Below are 24,230 nucleotides of genomic sequence, written 5' to 3'. Positions count from 1 at the left end.
ACCGGAATTGTTTAGCTTACCTTTTCTCTTATGTGGCTATGTGGTAAACGAGGCAATGAACTCATTTTTTAGTCTCAATTATGATTTCAGCGCTTTGTAAGCCTTCGGAAACAGCCCGTAGCCGAACAGTACCCGACGTTTCAGTAGCTTGCACAATGGCCAGACACAGGCCGTTATAGGCCCGCCGGTAACTGGCTTTAAAGGGCTCAAGGCTGGCCTGATAGCCATTGTCGACACCAGCTATGGTGGCAGGGCCCGCCAGATCAAAATTGATCAGATGGGTCGCATCGGGCACCAGATTTCCGGCTTCATCCAACACGCGGACGGTGATGTAGGCCAGGTCTTTGCCATCGGCAGAAATGGCGGTACGGTCGGCAAGCAGCTCGATTTTAGCCGCCTTTCCGGCCGTCCGGATTTCGCGTATCTGCACCACCTGTCCGTTTTTCCGTGATACGGCTTTCAGCGTACCGGCCTCAAACGGTACCCGCCACATCACGTGCAGATCGTCCCCGGTTTTGCGGCGCACACCCACCGATTTTTCGTTCAGGTAAAGCTCCACCTCATCAGCCTGATTATAATAGGCCCACACATCGACAGGTTTGCCTTTGGTCCAGTTCCAGTGCGGAAACACGTGCAGTACCGGTTGGTTGGTCCATTCACTTTGGTAGAGGTAATACACATCTTTCGGAAAACCCGCCAGGTCCAGAATGCCGAAATAGGAACTCCGCGCCGGCCACGGATACGGATGCGGCTCGCCGAGGTAATCGAAACCCGTCCAGACAAACAGCCCCGCGATGTGCGGGTATTTTTTTACCACTTTCCACGTCTGTTCGTGGGTAGAGCCCCAGTAAGCCGCCTCGTTGTCGTAAGCCGAGGCAGTCCAGTCGGGGTTACCTTCCGTAAAGTCACCTTTGGGTTTGCCCCACATCCGGACCGAGTCAGACGGCATGTCGTAATGGCCCCGCGTCTGTAACGACGAGCCTGTTTCTGAGGCCAGTACGGGTATATTGGGGAACAGTTTCGGGAAGTCAGGGTAGGCCGTATGCTTATAGTTGAAACCCAGTACATCCAGTGCCCCCGACTGGTAAATAAAGTTTTTTCCGGGCACGTTTTCCGTCAGGGCCGAGGTTACGGGGCGGGTTGGGTCCAGCGCCTTTACGATACCGGCCAGCTCGCGGGCTATCGTAATCCCGGTCGAATCGAACTGCTCCCGAATCTCATTACCAATGCTCCAGAGAATAATGGACGGATGGTTCCGGTCGCGTTTCACCATCGTTTCGAGGTCAATCCTGTGCCACTGATCCCAGTCGAGGCCATAATCACGCTTCGACTTCTTTTTTTTCCACATGTCAAATGCCTCGTCCATCACCAGAAAGCCCATCCGGTCGCAGAGGTCCAGGAACTCCGGTGCAGGCAGGTTGTGTGCCGTACGGATGGCATTACAGCCCATGTTCTTCAGCAGTTCGAGTTGCCGCTGCATGGCCCGTACATTCACGGCAGCTCCCAACGCGCCAAGGTCATGGTGCAGGCAGACCCCGTGAATTTTGGTCGGTTTGCCATTGAGCGAAAAGCCCGTTGCAGCATCAAACCGGAAGGTCCGGATGCCGAACTGCGTCGTATCCCGATCCACAAGCCCCCGTTCGGTATACAACTCCGTGACCAGCGCGTACAGATCCGGCTGTTCTACCGACCACAGCAGCGGACTTGCTACGATCAGCTGAACGGGTACCGGCAGGGCTGTGACGCTGTCTTTCAGCAAATTGTTTTTCTGTTCCTGTTCGGCCACAAGTTTTCCCTGCGGGTTCAGCAAACGCGTCCGGACCGACACCCGCTCCGGCGCGGCGCTGGTTTTACGTAAGGTCAGCTGCAATTTTACCGTGGCTTTTTTCTCCGACACCACCGGCGTGCTCACAAATGTCCCCCACTGGTCGATGGCTACGTCCGACGTCAGCACCAGCCGTACGTTCCGGTAGATACCCGAGCCGGAATACCAGCGCGTATTGGGTTGCGCCGAGTTGTCGACCCGAACCGCCAGCACCTGCGGACCGGAAGTCAGGTATGGCGTTACGTCGTAGCGGAACGAGCTGTAGCCACTGGCGCGCGTTCCGAGCGAATGCCCATTGATCCACACCTCGCTGTGCCGGTAAATGCCGTCGAATTCAACGTATACCCGCTTACCGGTAGCTGTAGCGGGCAGCGTAAACGTCTTGCGGTACCAGCCAATACCGGTCGGTAAAGCCCCGCCCTGGGTAGTGGTCAGGTGATGCTCGCTGAACTGGCCTTCAATGCTCCAGTCGTGCGGCAGATTCAGTGTCCGCCAGCCGGCATCTGAAAATGCCTTGTCTTTGGCTGCCGGATAATCGCCTGAGGCAAACCGCCAGTCGTTGGTGAAGTCAGTCACCAGCCGGGGCGGTTGCTGCGCCATTGCCGGCAGTAATATACTGAACAACAGCCCGATCAGAGTCATTAACCGGCAATAGTATGTCAGTGGTTGTGTAGGGTTCAGGCGGGTCATACCGGAGATTGCTTACTTTGCGACAAACGTTTTGGTGCTTTTGCCCATGTCAACCGAAGTGGCCACGGCAATGCCGCGTTGCTCCTTTTTGTTGACGGCGCAATAGAAGTGATAGACGACACCCTTGTGTTTCAAAACATACGGTTTGTGGGCATAGAGGTTGTCATACGGTTCGGAAGGCTTCATGAGGTCCTCACCTGTCCAGTCGGTCCAGTGAATCAGGTCTTTTGAGGCAGCAAACCGGTCGAAGCCGTCTTTGCGGCCCTGCCAGAAGGCGCCGAAATAAAACATCACCCACGTATCACCTATTTTCTGCAACACCGCATCGCCCGTAATACCGACCGGATGCTGCATAACCGGCTCTTTCTCAAAGCGCTGCCACGTCGCCATGTCGTCAGAAACGGCCATACCGATGCGTTCAAACCAGCGCGTTTTAAGGTTGTTTCCGGCCGAATCGCCGTTGGCGTTGTAATACATCACAAACCGGTGGCCCGTCAGCCGGTCCTTGTCTTCGATGACCGAACTTTTAAACAGCTTGCGGTTTTCCCACCAGCGGGTGTCGGGGTCTTTGGCCGTAAAAAGCGGTTTGGGTTGCCGCTGCCATTCGTGGATCGTTGCCGGATCTCGGGTTGTGTGAGCCATGCCGATGGAGAGGTCACCGGCCTCATACCCTTTTGCCGAACCGCCGAAGTACGACATCCAGTATCTGCCTTTAAACTTCCGGAGGGCATAGCTGCCTCCCCATTTGGTATCGATCAGGGCATTGTAGCCTGCCTTCTGATTACCATCCCAGTTGGTGGAATCGGTAAAAGACATCAAACGGCCCAGCGTTTCCCAGTGCAGGAGGTCCCTGCTTTTGGCGAGCCATGTTTCATACCCCCGGCCACCGAAAATAATGTAGGTCATGTACCACTTCCGGCCCTTGCGGAACACAGTCGGGCAATCCATTTTCTGGCTGTTATCGGGAGGTGTCAGCACGAGTCCGTATTTGTACGGGGTTTTAATTTCCCCATACAGGCGCTGCATATCGGCCTCCGGTATCGGGGCAGGCTGGGCAGCCAATCGCTGCATGGTAAGATAAACGAGTATAATCCCTGCACGTAGACGCTTCATTTCTGGCCGTAGAAGAGGGACAAAACCCCTTCAGAATACAAAACTATCCCCGAATGAGCGCATGCCCGTCTACAATCTTTTCGTTTGATTGTAGGATCTTATTATGAGGAGCGATTAACTTCCCGGGAAGCTATTCAGGCTTCCGGAAAAGCGGCGTCATCCTTCCGGAAGCTTATGGCCCCTCTACAACAAACAGGTCTGCTCAGTCACAGTTACTACCCAAAAACAGGCATTGTTTTTTTTAGCCCCGCCTGACCGGATGCCAATAAACACAAAAAATTGTTCATATATTTAAGTAATTATAATTCCTGATGCATTCAATAGAAAATTCTTTATTACAATCATCTGTTCATTTAAATTAGCCTGTTATCCGGAATTGAATCAGTCATTTTACATCAAGTCGTTTAAAAACTATATTTATGAATAAGACAGCCATCGCGCAGCGAATGAATTTACCATGGGTTGAATCACCATTCTTTGAAAACCTGATAAGCCAAAAAACACTGGATCTGCAACAACAGAAAATGGCCTTTGATTTTCATAATGAAGGCTATATAGTGCTTCCGGGGATGATTGACAGTAAGCTCATTGACCAGACTATTCAAGACATAAAGCACGAATATCCTGACCGGTTGGGCGAGGAACCTTCACGACATCAGGATTTATGGAAAAAATATGAAAGCGTTCGTGCCATAGCGAGTGCAGATGCGATATTCGATGTATTACGCTTTTTGTATGAACGGGAGCCTATCCCATTCCAGACGTTAAACTTTAAATTTGGCACCCAGCAAAGGGCTCATTCAGATACAATTCATTTCAGTTGTGTACCAGCACGGTTCATGTGTGGTGTGTGGGTGGCGATGGAAGATACAAATGCGAATAACGGTCCTCTCTTCTACTACCCTAAATCGCATCGCAACGAAGAGTTCAATTACTATAATATTGGTATTGAAGCCCAGAAAGACTATGCGGAATACCATGAGTACGAAGACTTTATGGAAGCCTTTATGGATTCGGGCCATTATGCTCCCCAGCAAATTCATCTCAACAAAGGAGATGTACTGATCTGGTCATCTAATTTAATTCACGGCGGAGCCCCTATCTTAAATCCGGAAGCTACCCGATGGTCACAGGTTACACACTATTTTTTTGAAGGATGTATGTATTACTCCCCGCGATTGTCAGACATGTTCGCCAACAACCTTAATCTACGGCACGTAGTGAACATCAAAACCAGGCAGATCGTCCAGCACAGTGACAAGGGGAAACCGATTGAAACAATTAACACCGGTAACTTCAAGTATGCCGTTAGCCGTCAGTTCACCTTACGCACACTTGCTAAGGAAGTCATAAAAAAAATAATCGGGAAAAAGCCTTTCTAAACTATGCTTCACCCGGAAGTCAGTATAAACTGACAACTTTATGAAGCTTTTCTTTTCACTAAACGATTTAAGAAAATTACCATACATAGGGCGGTCTGATTAGTATTTTTTTCTTCTTGCCGGGAATTGATGCTCTCGATGGGGAGAAAAATTATGGCAGAATTCTCGTCCGGAACCGATATGTCCCCGACCCGATCCGGACCTGCGCGCGGCCATTGGCGTGGCTGACCGGCTTGATGGCCCTCCCACCCTCCAGCACCGGACGGCTGCCGTCGGCAGGCAGATAGACCGTGGCGGTGGTGTTGGCCGGAATGACAACAGTCATCTCAAAGGTGGTGCCGGTGCGTTGCCAGGCGCACTGAATCCGGCCGTACGGTGATTCGTAAGACGCCTGTGCCCGGGTCACATCACCCACCGGCTGCGGATAAATCATAGTCTGCTTAAACGCGACCGATGTTTCGTCCTGCTTAATACCCACCAGACCGGCATAAAACCATTCCATCAGGTGGCCCAGCATAAAGTGGTTGTTCGACACCGTCGGCAGGGCCTGCCACGATTCCGTCAGTGCGGTGGCTCCTTTCGCCAGCTGATAGCCATAGCCTGGCACATCCGACCGGTTGTTCATCGCATAAATAACGTCCGACCGGCCTGCATTTTCGAGCGCCCGCAACAGGTAGCGGTAGCCGATATCGCCGGCGGTCAGGCTGTTGTTCCGGCTCCGGATGTCTGCAACCAGATTCTCAACAACGGCCGCTTCGTACTGCGGCTCAACTAGTTTCATGAACAGCGCCATGGCATTGGCCGTCTGACTGTTGGTTGCGTATTGTTTCGTTTCCCTGTTAAAAAACGTATTATTAAACGCCTGGCGCACCTCGTCTGCCAGTGCCTTATATCGCCGTGCGTCGGCCGTTTTCCCCAAAAACGCCGCAATCTGCTCCATAATAGTCAGATCGTAATAATAGATAGCCGTGCCGGTCACGCCCATCGGTGTCAGTTGCGAGACGCCCGGCGGTTTGGGGCCCAGATCGTACCAGTCGCCCAGTCCCTGCGACAGGATGTGGTTATTGGCCTTCGTGCTCAGGTAAGCAATATAGCGCTGCATCATCGGGTAGCTGTCGGCCAGTTCGTTTTTCTCGCCGAACCATTGATAGAGGTACCAGGGCACAATAATGGCACTGCTTCCCCACTCCGGTGAATCACGGAAAATACCGCCCCCCCAATCAAATTTGACGTATTCCGGCGCAATTTCCGGAATCAGTCCGTCGGGAAGCTGCGAGGTGCGCATGTCGTGCACGGCTTTTTTCAGCAGGCTGGCAATGTCGTACTGGTAGCGTACCGACGCCCCGACAAGGTGAAGTTCTTCCAGCCAGCCGAGTTTTTCGCGGTGCGGGCAGTCGGTAAACACACTGACCATGTTGCTCTTAATGGCCCAATCAATCAGCGTGTTTGTCCGGTTGAAGAGGTCGTTGGAACTGGAGAAATCACCGATGCGGGCGGCGGCGTTCCGGATGTGTAAGCTCTTGATAGCAAGCAATTCAGGATGACTCGCCGGATTGACGGGACTCATATGCACCTGCGCATACCGGAACCCGTAGTACGTAAACTGCGGACGCCATGTCTCAACTCCCGCGCCTTTCAGCACGTAGGTAAAAATAAACGGACTGCCGCTTGCCTTCTGATTGACCGACCCATCGGCTTTGAGCAATTCGGCCGGATAGATGCGGACCGTATCGCCGCGATGCCCCCGCACCGATACCTCAACGATGCCCGACGCATTCTGCCCGAAATCAATCACCCGATCACCCGAAGGCAGTATCTGACTACCTTTCGGCTCAAACGTTTCGGCCACCGTCAGCGGCTCCTGACTCTGGGCGATGAGCGACGGCGGGCCATCGGTCAGCAGCACCGGCCGCCAGCCTGTTCCGGAAAAACCGGCCTGATCCCAGCCAGCCTGTTCCAGGTTAGCGTCATAATCTTCACCACCGTAAATGCTGGAAAACGTAATAGGCGACGGGGCCGTTTTCCAGGAGCCATCGCTCACCACATCGGCTGTCGTGCCATCCTGATACGTGATGGCCAGCCGGCAGATCATTTTCGGATAACCGAACATTACTTTCAGCTTCCGGTAGCGGCCCTTGACCGGCGGCACGTAATAAAAGCCGTTGCCCAGCATGGCCCCCAGCACATTTTCCCCCGCTTTCAGCTGACGCGTCAGGTCAAAGGCAACGTACTGCGCTTCTTTGTCATATTTGGTCCAGCCCGCATCCATGAAGTGATCGCCCACTTTGCGGCCGTTCAGGTGCAGGTCGAAATGGCCTAAACCAGCCATGAACAGGGTCGCCTGCCGGACCGGTTTGCTAACCGTCACCGTTTTACGGAATAGTGGCAGCACATTTCCGCCCGTTACGATGTCTTTTTTGCCGTCGGTCGGCAACGGATTGACCAGCGAGTCAGCCAGTTTTTCGTACGCAATCCAGCGCGCCTGTTTCCAGTCCGACGGCTGCAGCAGACCCATTTGCCAACTGCTCACCGCACTCCACGCCGACTCATGCTGCCGGTTATCCCAAACCTTTACTTTCCAGTAATACGTTTGGGTGGCAGCGAGGGGTTTCCCGTCATACGGCACCTGAATCGATGCATCTGACAGTTGCCTGCCCGAGTCCCAGCAAGTACCTTTACCGGCCTGTAAGGCTTCCGGCGAATCGGCGACCAGAATCCGGTATGCCGTCTGCATCACATTACGGCTATCGCTCCTGAGTTGCCAGCTCAACGAGGGCTTCAGCGTCTGCACGCCCGCCGGATTGCTCCGGTATTCGCACCGCAACCCACTAACCTGCACCGGCTGCGCCACCGCCGTCAACACGCTGAACAAACCCGCAATCAGCAGGAAAAACCGGTTACCCATTTGTTTCTCTTTTTGTCAGACTGAGCTTACAACTGATACGACACTACGTAATGCTTACCCTTTTCGACCGTCAGTTCGTACTGTCCGTTGCCGGTGGCCCGCACCTCGCCCTGCCGGCAGACGGGCCTGGTTTTGCTGCTGAACCGCAGCGTTCCCGTACCGGCATTGGTACCGGTCACGGCTATTTCTTTGGTGCTGCACGCCAGTGTTACTTCCCCATCGGGTGTCGGGACTTTGCCCTCCATCCACTGTAAACCGCCTAATTTCGGTTCAATCAGGTAGGTTGCATAGGCCGGTGCGGTTGGTTTCACCCCCAGGTAATACTTCCCGAGGAGGTAAATCGGGCTGGCGCCCCACGCATGGCACAGGCTTTTGCCAAACTCACGGCCATACATCGCATAGTGTTCTGCCCCTTTTTTGGTGGGGTTGTATTCTTCCCAGAATGTCGTCGCACCCAGCTTCAGCATGCCGCCCCAATAGGCTTTCATTTCGTTCAGTACATACGGCTGCTCACCCATCGCACAGAGCGCTTCCAGTTCGTAGAAACGCATGTATGGTGTCGTGATTTTCTGGATGTTATTGTTTAGCAACACGTTCTGTTTCACGCCCTGCTTCTGCGCCTCGGTAAAGTAATTGAAGAAAATACCGAACATATTGGCGTAGCGGGTCACGTTCTCCGTCGGCACGCCATCCACGCGGCTATGCACCAGCGCCTGTTTCTGCTCATTCCAGTAATTGGCAAACAGTTTGGCTTTCACATCAGCGGCCAGCTTGCTGTACATCGCTGCGTTCGGAGCGTCGTTGGCAATCTGCGCACACAGCGCCATTGTTTCCAGGCTACGGGCAAACAACAACTGCTCAAAACTCACTTCGCCCTTTTTGCTCAGCCCCTCGGCCCAGTCGATAAACACCCAGTCGCCGGCCAGCCCTTCGAGCAGTCCGTTTTTGTTCCGGCGGCCAAGGCAGTAGTTCATCAGGCTCTGCATCCGCGGATAAAACTGCTTGATAAACGCTTTGTCGCCCGTGTGCTGGTAGTAGTCATAAATGCCGATAAACCAATACAGGGTGTAATCCATGATGGTGTTGATGTGGCTCGTGACCGGATCTTTGCCCCGCAAGGCCAGCAGCGTCCGCGTGACCGACGGCGAATCGAACATCAGGTAGTAGTTCATCAGGTAGCTCTGGTTGGCATCGCCCGACCAGATCCAGCGGTCGCGCTTAATGCCGTCGATGAAAAACTCGCGGGTGTTCAGGTGCAGGGTATAGGCCGCTACGTCGTAAATTTTATTGATTTCTTCATCGGAGCACCGGAAACTGCCCCGGTCAGCTACCGGCAGGTATTCGTACAACATCGACACCGAGTCGATGGATACACTGCCGTCGACCTGTACATTCACGTAACGAAACGCCTTGGTCAGCTCCATCACCGAGTCCCGTTTGGCCGGCTGACTGATTTCCAGATGGTCCAGCGTCTCGCAGGTTGCGGTCGTGCGGGCTTCTTCGGCCGACTCTCCGTAGTAAATATCGACATTGCCCTTACCGGTCAGGCCATGTAGTTTAATCTGGCCAAAGGTTTCTTTTCCGAAATCGAGGAAAAACGACTTGCCCGTCCGGGTGGTTTTCACAGCCGGTTGCGGCTTCGTCGCCAGCCGGAATTCCGACGGCGGCGTATTGATATTATCGAAGTTCCAGGACCCCGCCAGCAGCCAGGTCGTCCCCGACTGATCGGATGCTTTGCCGGTCTCATCGATCCATTCCTTGTCTTCAAACGTCACCAGCCACGTATCGTCCGACACCACGTTTTTACCCTTCACGTAGATGGCCGGCACGCGATCCTGACAGAACACTTTCAGGCTCAGTTTATGCTTGCCAGCCGGCACCCGAATCCGTTTCGGATAGCCGGGAAAGGCCTTGCCGTCGATTTTGACATTGTATTTACCCTCTACGGCAAGCGCCACCTCTTCGGCTTCGGTCAGGTCGAAATCCTTGTGAAAGTCAATGAGGTTGTAGTGGCTGTCGAGTTTCCAGAACGGGGGCAGAAACGTGCCGCGTTCGGTCCGGCGGTTCTGCATGTTGTTGCCCAGCCAAACTTCGAAATCGCCGGGATACCAGATCCAGGTTGCCCGTTTCTGGGCAAATGCCGGAGCCAGCAGGTATAAGGCCATAAAGCCTGTAAAAAGGTATTTTTTCATATAAGGTTGGTTTAGGGTAGTCTTTCAGGGTTGGAAAACAGATTTCATATAGGCCGTATTGGCGCCGAAGTTCTTTTTTACGTTGCGGGGGTCATTGGCGTCGCGGGAGCGTTCGATCACCAGCCAGCCGCTCCAGCCCATATCGTCGAGGGTCTGCTTCACCTTCGGCATATCGAGCCGGGTGTTGTTTTGCAGCCAGACCCCGTCATCGTCGGTGCAATGAATCTGACAGATCCGTTTGCGGCCCAGAATCCGGAGTTCGTCGTACAGGTCCCGGCCCGATTTCAGCGGATTCGAGAAGTTGAAGTAAATCTGAATGTGCTTCGAGCCGATCTCGTTCAGGAGCTCAACCTCGCCACGGGCATCCAGCGCCGTTTCGATCCCGACAATTACGCCGGCCTTCTTCGCCATTTTCCCGACCACTTTCAGCCGTTCGACAATGGCCGGCCGCAGCTCCGGATTTTTCACCAGATCGCCCTGCACCCCCAGCGGCAGAAACGCCACCTTGACGCCCATCGCCTGCATGGTGTCGAAGCAATCCTGAATCATCCGCTCGTAGGTCGGCCGGGTTGCAAACGACTGGGCATAAAAACCCGTCATACCGATTGAACAGATAGCCAGGTTCAGCTCACGGGCCTTGTCCAGAAACTGCTGCCGGATTTCAGGTTTTGCCAGCTGGTTGTCAAAGGTCTCCCGATTGCCCAGCCCGCCCATGTCCAGTTCCAGGCCGTCGGCTCCGATTTCTTTCGTCAGCGGTAAGGCGCCCAGTTTCTGTCGTTTCAGGATCATCACATCTACCACGGCAATTTTATAGTGCTGCGCTTTCCGGGCCCAAAGCTCCGTGTGGTTCAGCAACAGGGCCGCTGCGACGGCGGCGCTGCGGGATATAAATCCGCGACGGGTCAGGTTCATATAGTGGTTATCATGTCGTTCTGCAACGTTTTTTCATCATCTAACCCCAAAGTGAAGTTTGGGGACTCACCGCATGCCCCTCTGATACCGGCCAGGCCTGTATTCGGGAAACTTGCGCCATACTCCCCGGACTGAAGCCCGGGGTTAATTTGTGCCGGCCCGAAAAACCTCAGCTCCGATTAGGGCAGAGCCAGGGCCCTTACTTCCCGACCTGCTTTTCAAGATCAGCAAACGAATGAATGGCGTTGGCCGGCAACTGCTCCTCCTTCGCACCAAAGACATACATGGCCGGAAACGGCTCAATGGTCACTGCCGACTCATCGATTTTCCCTGCCGGACTTTGTACCGCTTTCAGATTCAGGCCCAGATGACGGGCCAGAAAGGCATACATCGCCGCCCGCTTATTTGCCCCGTAGTCGTGGCCCTCCTGCGGGAAATGGGCATTTTCGAGTACGTTGGTCTGGCCATAAAAGCCATAAGTCCGTTGCAGAAAAGGCAGTTCGGTGTCGGGCACATGCTGCGTCCAGTCTTTGCCGTCGCTGATGACCAGCTGCGGGCGCGGAGCTGCCATGGCCGCAATCTCCACGTTGTTGGTGCCGCCCTCACACAGGTGTACACCCATCCCGCTCTCACACGGGCACCCGCCGCTGTGGTACGACGACAGCATGGCCACCGGCACACTTACCGCAATCCGGTCGTCGAGGGCCGTCATAAGCATCGTCTGACTACCACCGCCCGAGGCACCGCTGATGGCTACCCGCTTCGGATCGGCGTTCTGCTGCGTCAGCAACCAGTCCAGAATCCGCATGCCGTTCAGGATCTGCATCGTCTGGGCCAGGCTCCGGCGATGGTCTTCGCCTTGAAACTGCAGGGCCGATTCGCCCCAGGCAAAGAGGTCATAGCTGAACGCCATGGCCCCCATCCGCGCCAGCGTCGCGCAGCGATACTGACAATCGGACCGGTAGCGGCCGTCGCCGAAATGGCCATCCGGGCTTAGCACCACCGGCATCGGCCGACTGGTATTCAGCGGCTTGTACAACGATCCGCACACATACACGCCCGGTATCGTTTCAATCGCCACATTTTCAACGGTATAGCCTGCATACTGCCGCTTATTGGTGATAATGGGCCGGCTGTTTGGTTTGGCAGGCATCTGATCCAGCTTCAGCGACGCCCGCAGACAGGTTTTCAACGCTGCTTTTCGGACCTCCCAACCTGCCCGGTCACTGTAGAGGGAGGCAAGGTAGTCAAGTTGCAGTTTGCCTTCTTCAGGCGTTTTGAGATGGTATTGGTAAGCCTGAAGTTTATATTTTCCGTCGCCTTCTTTAGTAACGGTAATGTCCTGCGAGGCAAAGACCGCCAGCAGGGTTTTATCGACGTCGGGCCGGAACCGCCAGCCCGCGTAGGTCACGTACCGGTCTTTCACCAGCTCTTCGGGGTAGCGGATTTTGATGGCATACCGCTTTTCCAGCTGCGCAATCACGGCCTTCAGCGGCTGCCGGAACGCATCGTCGGCCGTCTGCGCCGTGACCGACAGGCCTGCGCCGGTCATCAGCAGCAGCACCACGAGCGTCTTCACGCGGGTTGAAGCCGCCTGCGCCGCCCCGGCTTTTTTTCCGTTCCGCCAGCCCCGATACAGCAGGTTCTCGTCAAGATCTGGTTTCGGGAAAAACAGGCTGGCCAGATACCCGACGCCCACAACGACCAGGTGGCTGTACACGCCTAACATCAGTTTATGGTGTGAGAAATTGTAAGGTCCCAGGTCGAGGAGCAGCTTCTTATCTTCTCCGTACCCGATTTCAGTAGAGGTCAGAAAAGCATAGGACGTAAACAGGATGCAGACCAGAATGGCAATGTTAACCCCCTGCCAGTTGGCGCGCGGGCTGAAAATGCCCAGCAGAAAAATACCGACGATACCGCCCGAGAAAATGGCGTACAGCGTAAAGACAATGCCCAGCACGCCTTCATTGCCTGCGTTCAGGTAAATGGCCCCGATGCCGATGGCAATCAAACCCGATACGACCACAATCAGCTTACTGACCGTCAGATAGGTCTTGTCGGGTGCGTTGGGACGTAGTTTTTTGTAAAAATCTTCGAGGCCTACGGCCGCCAGCGAGTTCAGGTCGGCGCTGAGACTACAAATGGCCGCCGAGATCATGGCCGCCAGAATAAATCCGATTACCCCTTTCGGGAAATGGGTCATGATGAAGTACGGAAATACGGCATCGGGGCGCATGGCTTCCGGCAACGGATGCTGGCGATAATAGACAAACAGCGCCGTACCGATAAACATAAACAGGCTCCAGACCGGCACCGTCAGCGAGATACCGAGAATCGACGCACGGATGGCGGCTTTATCGGTCTTTGCCGTCAGATACCGCTGCACCACCGTCTGGTCGGTACCGTATTTCTGAATGGCATAAAACGCCCCGTTGATGACCATGACCACGAACGTCAGCTGCGTAAAATCCATGTCGTAGGGCCCGAACCCTGCCCTGCCGTTTGCCGAAGCCACCTCCAGAATTTCAGGCAATCCGCCGTCTACCGAAAAAATCAGTACGGCAACGCACAGGATACCGCTGGCAAACAGCATAAAACCCTGAAACACGTCCAGCCAGATTACGGCTTCGATCCCCCCCAGCAGATTAACCGCAATGATAATGAGTCCGACAACGACAATGACGTAGAACGTATCGGCACCGGTCATGCGGCTCAGCGCCACCGCCAGCAGGAAAAAGACGGTACCCATGCCCGAAAACTGCCGGAGCACAAAGGCAATGGAACTGTAATAACGCGCTACGGTACCGAACCGCTTCTCAAAATATTCGTAGGTACTGAGGCCGATGACTTTCCGGTAGAGCGGAACAATAAACCAGATCGTGCCGAGCAGGACAACGGGCACCATCAGGCCCTGCACCAGCAAAATCCAGTTGTTGGAATAGCCCTCGCTGGGGTAGCCCAGAAACGTGACACTGCTGATCAGGGTCGCCAGCAAGGACATCCCGATCGCCCACGCCGGCACGCGGCCTTTGGCAGCAAAGTAGTTCTCGGTCGTTTGCTGGTTACGGGCATACCGTAAGCCGAAAAACAGGTTAATCAGCAGCACAATGCCGATGATCAGGTAATCAATTACGCTCAGGGTCTGGGTTGGCATGCGTTCAGAAACAAATCAAAAAGTCCAAAGGGTTTCGGGCCATGCATAGCTGCCCGGCTTCATAGTAATGTGCAGGGCCGGCCGCTCAATGGCCTGCATCCGGATCACACCCGGCCCCAGCTCCTGCACCGGAGCCAGCCGCTGAATGCCCAGCTGCCGGAGAATTGCCGACGCCGTTGAGCCGCCTTCGATGATCAGCTCCGGCACCGGCGCTTTATCGAGCACCTGCGCTACGGCCAGCGCCATACATTGGCGGAGATGCAGGGCGTCAAACGTTTCTGTTTCGTTTGGCCGGATGGCCATAATCACCGGCTCCTGTAACAACAGATTCGCTGCCACCAGCGATGTCCACACCTTCAGACCGGCCTCGGTATACGTGCCGGCCCGCATCAGGGGAACAGGCATATAGCTTACAACATATCCTTTGTCAGCAGCTTCTTTCACCAGCGCGACACTCTTGCCAAAGGCCGTCCCACACACAAACAAAGCCGTTTTGGGCGAATAGGACGGTTCCGGCCCGGCCGGTTTCCGTAAGCCATGGGCTTCGAGCAGGGCGGTAAAAAAACCGGCGGCCCCGCCCAGAAACACCTCCGGCCCGACGGCCTGTGCCCACACGGCCAGATCGCTCACCGACGCCGCTTCACCGATGGCAATGCCCCGCTCCGGCAGAAGACTACCGGTTGGGCGGACAAATACCTTCGTACGGTCGGCCCGCAGGCGGGTCAGCACATGGGCGTGCCAGACCGGGAATTCGGGGTCCTGCGCAAAATGTGTTTCGGCAATCGGGACGCCGTTGATGTAGTAAATCCCATCCGTCAGCGTTCGCCCGAGTGCCGGATTGGCAGAAACCAGCAAAGCGTTCGGCCTGCCCGTAACCTCCATCTGGGCAAACACCTCCGCCAGCACATGGCCCCGCATCACGGAATCCATTTTTTTATAGAGCAGGGACGGCTTCAGGGCCTTTATGGCTTGTGTTGCCGCGGTCATCTGCGCCACGGCTTCCGGTTCGGCCACCGACCTTGCATCAGTCGACACCACCAGTAAATCAGCGGTCGACGCCGGATTGGCAGTCATCGCCAGTTCGACCCGCAGGCCGTATGTCATTCCAATACCCGCCAGCTCGGCGGCACCGGTTAAGTCATCAGCAATTACAGCAATCATATTTTTTAAAGAGTGAAAGAGCGATAGAGTGAAAGAGCGACTGCTATGCAGCAATTAGTGCTAAAGCGATTTCAGGCACCCATTACAAGAGGCTAATGTTGCATAGCGTTATTTTGTTCATAACGGCAAATATTACCTTCCCACTTACTCTTTCGCTCTTTCATTCTATCGCTCTTTATCTCTTTCACTCTTTATCACTTTCACTCTTTATCTCTTTCACTCTCTGTCTGGCAAGCTTCACTGCCGACTCAATGGCCAGCAGCATGGCGTCGGGGCTGGCAACACCTTTGCCGGCAATTTCGAAGGCTGTCCCGTGATCAACCGACGTGCGGATAATGGGTAGGCCCATCGTGATGTTAACGCCTTTTACACTGTCCATCTGCTGTTTGGCGGCATTCCATTTAAAGCCGGTCAGTTTGAACGGAATGTGTCCCTGATCGTGGTACATCGCCACAATGCCGCCGTAGTAGCCGGTCGCCGCTTTTGAAAACAGCGTATCGGCCGGCACAGGGCCATCGACATCGTATCCGCGACGGTGGGCTTCTTCGACCGCCGGCAGGATTTCCTGATCGTCTTCGGTGCCGAATAAGCCCGAATCCCCGGCGTGCGGGTTCAGCCCGGCCACACCGATTTTCAGGTTTTCTTCCCCCAGTGATATCAGTCCGTTGTGCAACAGGTCGATTACTTCCAGAATCCGGTCTTTTTTTACCAGATCACAGGCTTGCCGCAGAGACACGTGAGTGGATACGTGGATGACCTTCATCTGCTCCTCCACCAGCAGCATCCCGTACTTTTTGGTGTTGGTATAGTGGGCGTAAATCTCGGTGTGCCCCGCAAAATGGTGCCCCGCTTCGTTGATCGATTTTTTGTTGATCGGACCGGTTACGGTGGCATCTACCGCACCGGCCAGTGCCAGTTCGATCACCGTTTTTACGGCCGCAAACGCCGCTCCTCCGGCCATGGCCGAAATCTCGCCGAACCGCAGCTGACTCAGGTCAACGTTGTTCAGGTCATAGACATCGACCGTTCCCGGCGTAAAGAAGGCGTCGCTTACCTGCGTCACCGGATGGATACTGACGGCAAGGCCCAGCCGTTGCGCAATGTCGGTAAACACACCGGCATCACCGACCAGAATCGGGTTACAGCTGTCGTAAACGGCCGGATCAAGTAGGGCTTTTATCGCAATTTCGGGGCCGATGCTGGCGGGGTCGCCCATCGTTATGCCCACGATTGGTTTTGTTGTCATAATTTTTTCGGGCGACCACGCGGGGTCGGGTTTATCGGTTTCGGGCGACCACGTGGGGTCGCCCCTACGGGGTTGCCCCCCTCCCCTTGTTTTAAGGGGAGGGGTCGGGGGTGGGGTTTATGTTAAACGTTCTCTTTAACCAATAACTCTTCCAGACCGGCGATTAAGGCGGCGGCTTCTTTGACCGACATCGGCTGCAAAGGCGGCATTACGTGCGACTGGCACAAATTAGTTTCCTGCATCAGTATTTTAAGCGCCCATAACGACTCACCCAGTGTACGGCCGCTCTGGTAGAGACTGCCAAAGATATCGGATTGATGCTGACACGAATAGGCCCGTTCATGGTCACCCAGCGCAATGGCTTTCTGCATTTCCTGATAAATAGACGGAAACAGGTTACCGGTACTTGGCACCAGTCCATCACTGCCGTTAATCAGCGCGTAGGCTGATTTGGCGGCCCAGCCCAGAAAATGGCTGAAATCCGGGCGGTTGGCCCACAACTTCAGCGACCGGTCGAGCCGCTCGGTGCTACGCTCCGAATCTTTCGTGCCCACAATATTCGGGTGGTAACTCAGTTCATCCAGCACTTCCAGCGGAATCGACATATGGGTCGTTGCGGTGATGTTGTAAATGATCATGGGACCTTTCACCTTGTCGGCCAGCTGTTCGAAGTAACGCTGCATCTGGCTTTCCGAAAGCGCATAGTACGACGGCAGGGTCGCCGCTACCACATCCACGCCGGCATCGAAACTCTCATGGGCAGCCGCTACCGACTCTTCCAGACAGTTGGACGAAATACCGGCATACAACACCGTACCGGCCGGTTTTACCCGGGCAGCGGTCCGGATAAATTCCCGTTTCAGCTCATTGGGCAACGAAGCCGCTTCGCCGGTTGTCCCCAGAATAAACGGCATGGCTCCGTGGCGATACAGATTCGCCATAATTTTTTCAACGCCCGCCTTGTCTAACGCAAATGTTTCGGTCAGCGGGGTAACCATGGGAACGATGACGCCCCGGTATTTCTTTTTCATAGTCATCTTCAGTAGGCGGCCTCGTATATGGTTATGGCATCGGCGAGGGTAATCTCCCGCGGATTATTCTTCAGCAATCGGGTAATTTTCAGGGCATCTTCCGCCATTTCCGGAATCACATCGTACGGGATATTCACCTCACGCAACCGCGCCGGAATGCCGCATGCCTGATTCAGCTCCCGTATTTTGTCAATTCCCCGCCGCGCCGTTTCTTCATCCGTCTCCCCCCGTTCACAGCCAAGAGCCAGCGCGACCTGCGCGTAACGGGCCGGTGCGGCCGGGGCATTGAACGCCATCACATACGGCAGCAGCAACGCATTGGACAACCCGTGCGGCAGATGGAACAAGCTACCCAGCGGGTAGGCCAGTGCGTGTACACCCGCCGTGTTGACTGGTCCCAGACAAAAACCACCCAGCAGACTGCCCATCGCCACCTGCGACCGGGCTTCTTCGTCGGCTCCGTTGGTCACCGCCCGCACCAGATGCGCGGCAATCAGGCGCATGCCTTCAAACGCATATACGTCGATCAGCGGCTGGGCAAACTTGTTGGTGTAGGCTTCCAGACAGTGCGTCAGGGCATCAATCCCGGTGGCTGCCGTGATGGCCGGAGGGACGCTCAGGGTCAGTAACGGATCGACATACACCATGTCGGGTACCAGAAACGGGCTGATTATCCCTTTTTTCTGGCCATCCGTCTCGTCCACGAGGATCGCATTCGGCGACACTTCGCTGCCGGTGCCTGAGGTAGCCGGTACACAAATCAGTGTCCGGCTGCGGCCTGCCAATAAGCCGATGCCTACGTAGTCGGTCAGCGTTTGGGTATTCCCCAGCTGCGCGGCAACCAGCTTGGCCACGTCGAGGACACTGCCGCCCCCGATCCCCAGCACCACCTCCGGGTCGAAAGGTTCGGCCACGGCCATCAATGCCCGGCAATCGGCAAAGGTCGGTTCCCGCACAATGCTCGTATCGGTCTGCACCGCAATGCCCCTGGCCGTAAGCTGCGCGATCAAGGGTTCCAGTTGCCCCAGCAACGGACTGATGGTCACGATAAACACCTTTTTTTTGCCCATACCGGCCAGATCACCGGCCAGTTGGGAAAGCGTGCCGTTCCCGAAGACCAGCTTACCGGGAAAATGTATGTGTAATGCCTGCGTCATGCGTTAATCTTTTGTAATTTCTCCGGCTACAGGTGGCGTATAGCCGTCCAGGGCAGGCCAGGTACCGTTTTCAATCGTTTTGGTTTTCAGCTTCTTCGGGTTCACGACCGCGTGTTTGATCTTCTGCCGGCGCCAGGTATAAATGACATGCACCATCCCGTCTTTCGTCTGAATCACCGATGGGTATGAATACTGGCTGATCGGCGAATCTTCCAGAATCATCGCCGCTTTCCACGTCTTGCCGTCGTCCGAGACGGACAGGTTCAGCGGGGTGCGGGGACCTTTGGCCAGCGTGCCGGGGGGCAGCACGTGGTTATAGACCAGCACCTGCCGACCATCGCGGAGCGTCACCGCATCCGTCCCCGAATTATTGTTCGGCAGACTGGTTTTAGCCAGTGGCGACCAGGTTTCGCCGTTATCCGACGACCATGCTTCGAGCAATGCCCGGTCGCGGCTGCGCGCCAGTATCTGTAGTTTGCCGTTTTTATGTACCAGCACACTTGGCTGGATACCGTTCAGGGTTTTGCCATCGTTGATCGGCCCTACCTTGCGCCATGTTTTGCCGAAATCCGGCGTTACCTCAAAGTGAATCTTCCAGCCATCGCCTTCCGTGCTTGTCGGGCAGATCAGGTTACCGTTTGCCAGCAGAACCGGCTTATTTTTGACGGGCCCGATAAACCCGTCCGGCAAGGGGTTGGCCGCCGACCAGGTTTTCCCGCCGTCTGCCGACGTTTTCAGCCAGCCTTTCCACTTCGACGGGCTCGGGCCGATTTTGTAAAACAGCATCAGCTCGCCCCCCGGAATCTGGTACAATACCGGATTCCAGCACGCATACCGCAGGGTGTCGTTGACAATGCCGTTGGCTACGTTTTGGGGCGCACCCCACGCCCCGTTTTCGTACCGGCTGACCCAGATACAGACATCCGGATTTCGCTCTTTAGTACCGCCAAACCACGCGGATACCAGGCCATTGTGGGTTTCGGCAATCGTGGCCGCGTGGCTTTCCGGAAACGGCGGATTCTCCACCACAAACTCGTCCTTTATCAGCCCCGTTTGCCATTTGGCCAGCTGTGCCTGACTCAGATGCCCGATACTCAGGCAAACCAGCAGGGGCAGCAGTGCTTTTATTCCATTCAGTTTCATATGCATCATTCGTTTACAGGCTGCTGCTGAACCTATACGTTCCCGACCCAACCTCAAAAACAGCCCGTCCGGCCCCGGTTTTTACCAGTTTTATCCCCGCTGCCGAACCAGCCTTCCTGCCGCCTTCCAGCACCCGGCCCGCATCCTGCGCCGGTATATGCACCAGAGCTTTGGTATTGGCCGGTATCGTTATGTTCCAGCTAAAGCTGTTTTTCTCCCGCTTCCAGTCCGACACAATCTGCCCGTATGGTGAGCGGTAGGCAGCCTTAACGGCATTCAGCCCCGCCGGTAGTTCCGGCTTCATGACAATCGTTTTAAACGCCGGTGCATCCGGCGCCGACTGAATCCCTGCCAGGTGTTCGTAGTACCACACCAACAGGTCGCCCAGCAGCATAATGTGGTTGCCGGAGTTCATTTCAGGATTGGCCGTATCGCCGTTCCAGAGTTCCCAGATGGTGGTAGCCCCGTGATCGGCCATATAGCCCCAGCCCGGGTAATCGCGGTTGGTGGCAATCCGGTAGGCAATATCTGTCCGGCCGTTATCGGTCAGGCCACGCATCAACCATTGGGTGCCGATGACACCGGTGCTGATATGGCCTTTGTTTTCGTTCAGAATTTTATCGGTAATACAGGCCATTACCTGCGGCTTTACCGTTTCCGGCACAATGCCGAATACCAGCGGCAACAGGTTGGCCGTAACGGTATTGTTGCCGTACTGACCCGCCGTCTGGTTCAGGAAGCGCTGGTTGAACGCCGTTTTCATGGTGGTGGCTGTTTTGGTAAAGGTTTCGGCATCGGCCGGTACATCCAGCAGGCGCGCAAACCGCTCCATGGTTTGCAGCAGATGGATGTATGTCGCCGAAGCCAGCAACGCTCCTTCGGTAATCCGCGCCGGATCCTTCGCGTGAATCAGTTCCTTCGCTTCCGGCGGCACGCACCAGTCGCCGTATTTATCTTTGGTCACCAGACCGTTTTCGGTGTAGCGGTCTGCCATGTACAGCATCCACTTTTTCATCGACGGATAATGCTTCCGGACCGTTTCGAGGTCGCCAAACTGCCGGTAAAGCATGTCGGCCACATTCAGGTAGGTACCCGGCCAGGTCACGTTATCACCGTAATAGCGCCAGAAGGCCGGTGCCACATCCGGAATACTGCCATCGGCTTTCTGCGACTGTGCAATGTCATCGAGCCACTTGGCATACAGCCGGCTGTTGTCGAACAGGAAGCTTTCGCCGTAAGAGCCGGTACTGCGGTCGCCCAGCCACGGCTGGCGTTCGTTCCGCTGCGGACAATCGACCGGCATGCCCTTGTAGTTGCTCAGGATACCCCAGTACGCATTCCGGTGAATCTGATTCAGCGTCGGGTCTGAGCTGGTGAAGGTGCCGATGGTAGCCATGTCGTCGTAGACAACCCGCCCGTCGAAGTCGTTCAGGGTCGGGGTACCCGGATAACCGGTAATCTCAACGTACCGGAAACCGTGGTAGATAAAGGTCGGCTCCCAGCTTTCAACAGCCCCGCCTTTGAGGGTATAGATGTCCGTTACTTTGGCGTCGCGCAGGTTCCGGACGTAGAGTTCACCGCCGGGTTGCAGGGTTTCCGCGAACCGCAGTTTCACCTGCGTGCCGCGTTGTCCCGTTACCCGCATCCGTAGCCAGCCCGCCATATTCTGGCCCATATCGAGGATATAGCGTCCGTCGGGCAGGCGGGTCAGCCGCACCGGCCGGATGGTCTGCATCACCTTCATGTTGGGATTCATCTGCGCTTCGTACTGCCCCCCCGGCTCCTGCACCGGTTCAGCCTTCAGCCAGTTTTTATCGTCGAAACCGGCGGTGGTCCAGCCCGTCAGTTCTTTGGTAGCATCGTATTCTTCACCGTCATATTCGTTATTGGTCCGGATCGGTCCTTCGGCCGTGACTTTCCATGACTCGTCGGTCGTGATTACTTCCCTGCTGCCGTCGGCATAGGTAATATCCAGATTCAGCAGCAGCTTTGGATAGCCGAACGTCTTGATTTTGTAGGGTTTATAGTTCTGCCGCATGGCATAATACCGCCCGTTGCCCAGTACGGTTCCGATGGCATTCGCGCCGTTGCGCAGCAGTTTTGTTACATCAAAGGCGTTGTACTTAACGCCCTGTGTATAATCGGTCGGGCCGGGAGCCAGCACCTGATCGCCGACTTTCTGGCCGTTCAGATACAGTTCGTACAGGCCCAGTCCAATGATATAGGCCGTCGCCTGACTGATTTCTTTTTTTGCGGTGAACTCCTTACGGAAATATCGGGCCGACAGCCGGGCGAATGTTTTTTCATCGTCCCACGCAAAGGCACGGTCCAGCCCGATCCAACGGCCTTTCCATTCGACATAATGCAGCATACCCATACTCCAGTAAGCCGGTTCGCTCCAGCTGGTTTCGCCCTGGTTTGTCCAGACTTTTACCTTCCAGAAACAGCGGGTCCGGCTTTTCAGCGCCTTACCGGCATACCCCATATGCAGGCTCTGTGCGGTATTCAGTTTGCCCGAATCCCATAAATCACCCTGGTTGGCCGCCAGTTTTTCGGCGCTCGACGCAACCAGCACCTGACAGGCCGTCTGCACAATCCCCCGGCCCGTGCCGGTAATGGTCCAGCTTAGCCGTGGCCGCAGCGCATCAATACCTTCCGGATTGGTCAGCAGTTCGCACCGCAGCTCACCCGCCGATACGCCGGTATCCGACGCCCCGACGGTTGTCAGCCAGCACCCCATCAGGGTAATCAGAAAAAGACAAGCTCGTTTCATGTTCGTTAGTTCAAGGTCCCGGCCAACGGATTATCTGTCCGGAACGGTCGGGCCGGTAAGCCTTCCTTGTTGATTAAATTCGGCTGTGCCGCTTCGTCCCAGCCGAAGCGCACCGCCACCGGTTTACGCACCGCCTCAGCCCTGACCACCACCGTACGGCCGTCGATGGTGGCCTGCGCCGGATGAAAGACGCCGTCTTTGCCCGCCACCACAAATCCCGTCAGCGGTTGTCCGTCCCGGCTGACCAGGCCAGTGCCCTGGTTGTCAAACGTCAGCACGGCCGCCTGACCTTTCCGTTTCATCTGCCGGAAGGTTGGTCCCGAAGCAACTATCTCCGTGAGACCGTAGGTTTTGTTGAGCGCCACCAGCGCCAGCCGCCGGCCGATTTCCCACTTGTAGGACGGGTGAATGTCCGTGAGGTCGTCGGCCAGATCGGTCGTGACGATCATGCCCGTGTTGGGCAGTTGCAGCACCAGTTCCTGTGCCTCGCGGAAGGCAGGCAGTGTTTCTCTGGTCAGTACCACTTTATTCCCCTTCGACTCCGAGTACATAAACGGAGCGATTGCGACATAGTAAACCGGTAGACCGGCATCCTGCCAGGCAGTTCGCCAGCTGGTAATCAGGGCTTTCATTTTTTGGGCATAAGTCGTTGTTTCGTTCAGGAAACAGTTCGACTCGCCCTGGTACCAGAGAAACCCCGCCAGTCCGAACGGCACCAGCGGCCGGATCATGGGTTCATAAAACTTCCCTGGCTCGCCTTCCAGCTTCTGGTTTGCGAAAAACGGTTCGGCGCGGAACCCCTCTTCCGGAATCCACGGCTCAATCCGGCTCCCCGGCACAGCCGACGAAATCACGCCGACGGGCACCTGCAACCGTTTTTGCAGCTCTTTGGCAAAGAAGTAGGCGGGTGCCGAAAACGACCGCAACGCCGAGTCGCGGGCAACGCTCCAGCCACGGTGCAGCGAGTCGGGTTTGATCAGCTCCTTGCGGTTCACCAGAAAAATGCGGATAGCCGGATTGTTGGCAACCTCCAGCTCATCGACCGGATTCGGGCCATCTACCAACGGCCGCTTCACCTTGCTGTTTTTCCGCATCGTAAACTCCATATTCGACTGCCCCGAACACAGCCACACCTCCCCCACCAGAATGTTTTCCAGCCGGATGGTATTGGTGCCCGTGATCACCATGGCGGCCGGTACGTTCGACGCTGTCAGCGGCTGCAACACCACCTGCCAGCGCCCCTGTGCATCGGCCGTTGTTTCGGGCCGCTGACCGGTAAACTGCACCGACACCCGTTCACCGGCTGTGGCCTTGCCCCAGATCGTCAGCGGCTTGTTCCGTTGCAGGACCATGTTATGCCCCAGAATCCGCGGCAACACCACGGCCCCTTCCACGCGGGCTGATGCTAACAGAGTCAGTATAAGGAGGAATCGGATCATATCTTTTTAATGAGCGAAAGGATGAAAGAGCGGGCGCTACGCGTTCCGGCCACGGGACGATCCGTACGGTGGCCATTCTTTCAACACTGCGGCGGGCGGCTCTTTTG

At 55.6% G+C, this 24,230-nt stretch carries 14 protein-coding genes; 1 reads left to right on the top strand and 13 read right to left on the bottom strand.

All coding sequences use genetic code 11. From position 1 onward, the window contains the following. Nucleotides 1–61: 61 nt before the first annotated feature. Together BLX24_RS14180 and BLX24_RS14175 are read right to left on the bottom strand one after the other, a co-directional pair. A complete protein-coding gene (locus BLX24_RS14180; protein ID WP_229201801.1) occupies nucleotides 62–2,515 on the bottom strand; it encodes a glycoside hydrolase family 2 TIM barrel-domain containing protein in 2,454 nt (817 codons plus the stop codon). A gap of 12 nt (nucleotides 2,516–2,527) precedes the next feature. After that, the gene (locus BLX24_RS14175; RefSeq protein WP_071503802.1) at nucleotides 2,528–3,628 is read right to left on the bottom strand and encodes a glycoside hydrolase family protein; all 1,101 of its coding nucleotides are present in this window, start codon (nucleotides 3,626–3,628) and stop codon (nucleotides 2,528–2,530) included. A 419-nt stretch (nucleotides 3,629–4,047) separates the two neighbouring features. Here BLX24_RS14175 and BLX24_RS14170 point away from each other — a divergent pair, with 419 nt between their 5' ends. Then, nucleotides 4,048–5,010, top strand: coding sequence for a phytanoyl-CoA dioxygenase family protein (locus BLX24_RS14170; protein WP_071503801.1), 963 nt, complete (start codon nucleotides 4,048–4,050; stop codon nucleotides 5,008–5,010). Between the two features lie 151 nt (nucleotides 5,011–5,161). On the opposite strand, the gene BLX24_RS14165 is transcribed toward BLX24_RS14170, so the two are convergent. From BLX24_RS14165 to BLX24_RS14110, 11 genes are all read right to left on the bottom strand, one after another. Further along, nucleotides 5,162–7,915, bottom strand: coding sequence for a family 78 glycoside hydrolase catalytic domain (locus BLX24_RS14165; RefSeq protein WP_071503800.1), 2,754 nt, complete (start codon nucleotides 7,913–7,915; stop codon nucleotides 5,162–5,164). Between the two features lie 26 nt (nucleotides 7,916–7,941). After that, a complete protein-coding gene (locus tag BLX24_RS14160) occupies nucleotides 7,942–10,107 on the bottom strand; it encodes an alpha-L-rhamnosidase-related protein (protein ID WP_071503799.1) in 2,166 nt (721 codons plus the stop codon). A gap of 24 nt (nucleotides 10,108–10,131) precedes the next feature. Beyond that, entirely contained in the window at nucleotides 10,132–11,019 is an 888-nt protein-coding gene (locus BLX24_RS14155; RefSeq protein ID WP_071503798.1) for a sugar phosphate isomerase/epimerase family protein, read from the bottom strand. 199 nt (nucleotides 11,020–11,218) lie between these two features. After that, complete coding sequence (locus tag BLX24_RS33395; protein WP_218160694.1) at nucleotides 11,219–14,173, bottom strand: sodium:solute symporter family transporter; 2,955 nt, start codon at nucleotides 14,171–14,173, stop codon at nucleotides 11,219–11,221. A 15-nt stretch (nucleotides 14,174–14,188) separates the two neighbouring features. Then, the gene (locus tag BLX24_RS14140; RefSeq protein ID WP_071503797.1) at nucleotides 14,189–15,334 is read right to left on the bottom strand and encodes a four-carbon acid sugar kinase family protein; all 1,146 of its coding nucleotides are present in this window, start codon (nucleotides 15,332–15,334) and stop codon (nucleotides 14,189–14,191) included. 184 nt (nucleotides 15,335–15,518) lie between these two features. Further along, nucleotides 15,519–16,580, bottom strand: coding sequence for a 4-hydroxythreonine-4-phosphate dehydrogenase PdxA (pdxA, locus tag BLX24_RS14135; protein ID WP_071503796.1), 1,062 nt, complete (start codon nucleotides 16,578–16,580; stop codon nucleotides 15,519–15,521). A gap of 122 nt (nucleotides 16,581–16,702) precedes the next feature. Further along, on the bottom strand, nucleotides 16,703–17,611 hold the full coding sequence (locus BLX24_RS14130) for a dihydrodipicolinate synthase family protein (protein ID WP_218160693.1): 909 nt from the start codon (nucleotides 17,609–17,611) through the stop codon (nucleotides 16,703–16,705). 8 nt (nucleotides 17,612–17,619) lie between these two features. Further along, nucleotides 17,620–18,768: an iron-containing alcohol dehydrogenase gene (locus tag BLX24_RS14125; RefSeq protein ID WP_071503794.1), complete on the bottom strand. Its 1,149-nt coding sequence runs from the start codon at nucleotides 18,766–18,768 to the stop codon at nucleotides 17,620–17,622. A 3-nt stretch (nucleotides 18,769–18,771) separates the two neighbouring features. After that, on the bottom strand, nucleotides 18,772–19,911 hold the full coding sequence (locus BLX24_RS14120) for a sialidase family protein (protein WP_071503882.1): 1,140 nt from the start codon (nucleotides 19,909–19,911) through the stop codon (nucleotides 18,772–18,774). A gap of 13 nt (nucleotides 19,912–19,924) precedes the next feature. Then, on the bottom strand, nucleotides 19,925–22,684 hold the full coding sequence (locus BLX24_RS14115; RefSeq protein WP_071503793.1) for a glycoside hydrolase family 78 protein: 2,760 nt from the start codon (nucleotides 22,682–22,684) through the stop codon (nucleotides 19,925–19,927). A 5-nt stretch (nucleotides 22,685–22,689) separates the two neighbouring features. Then, a complete protein-coding gene (locus BLX24_RS14110) occupies nucleotides 22,690–24,123 on the bottom strand; it encodes a sialate O-acetylesterase (RefSeq protein WP_071503792.1) in 1,434 nt (477 codons plus the stop codon). Between the last annotated feature and the right edge of the window lie 107 nt (nucleotides 24,124–24,230).

The sequence above is a fragment of the Arsenicibacter rosenii genome (genome assembly GCF_001870735.1).
GTDB classification, from domain to species: Bacteria; Bacteroidota; Bacteroidia; order Cytophagales; family Spirosomataceae; genus Arsenicibacter; species Arsenicibacter rosenii.
The sequence above is the reverse complement of the archived record's forward strand: the minus strand, read 5'-3'. Positions and strand labels throughout refer to the sequence as shown.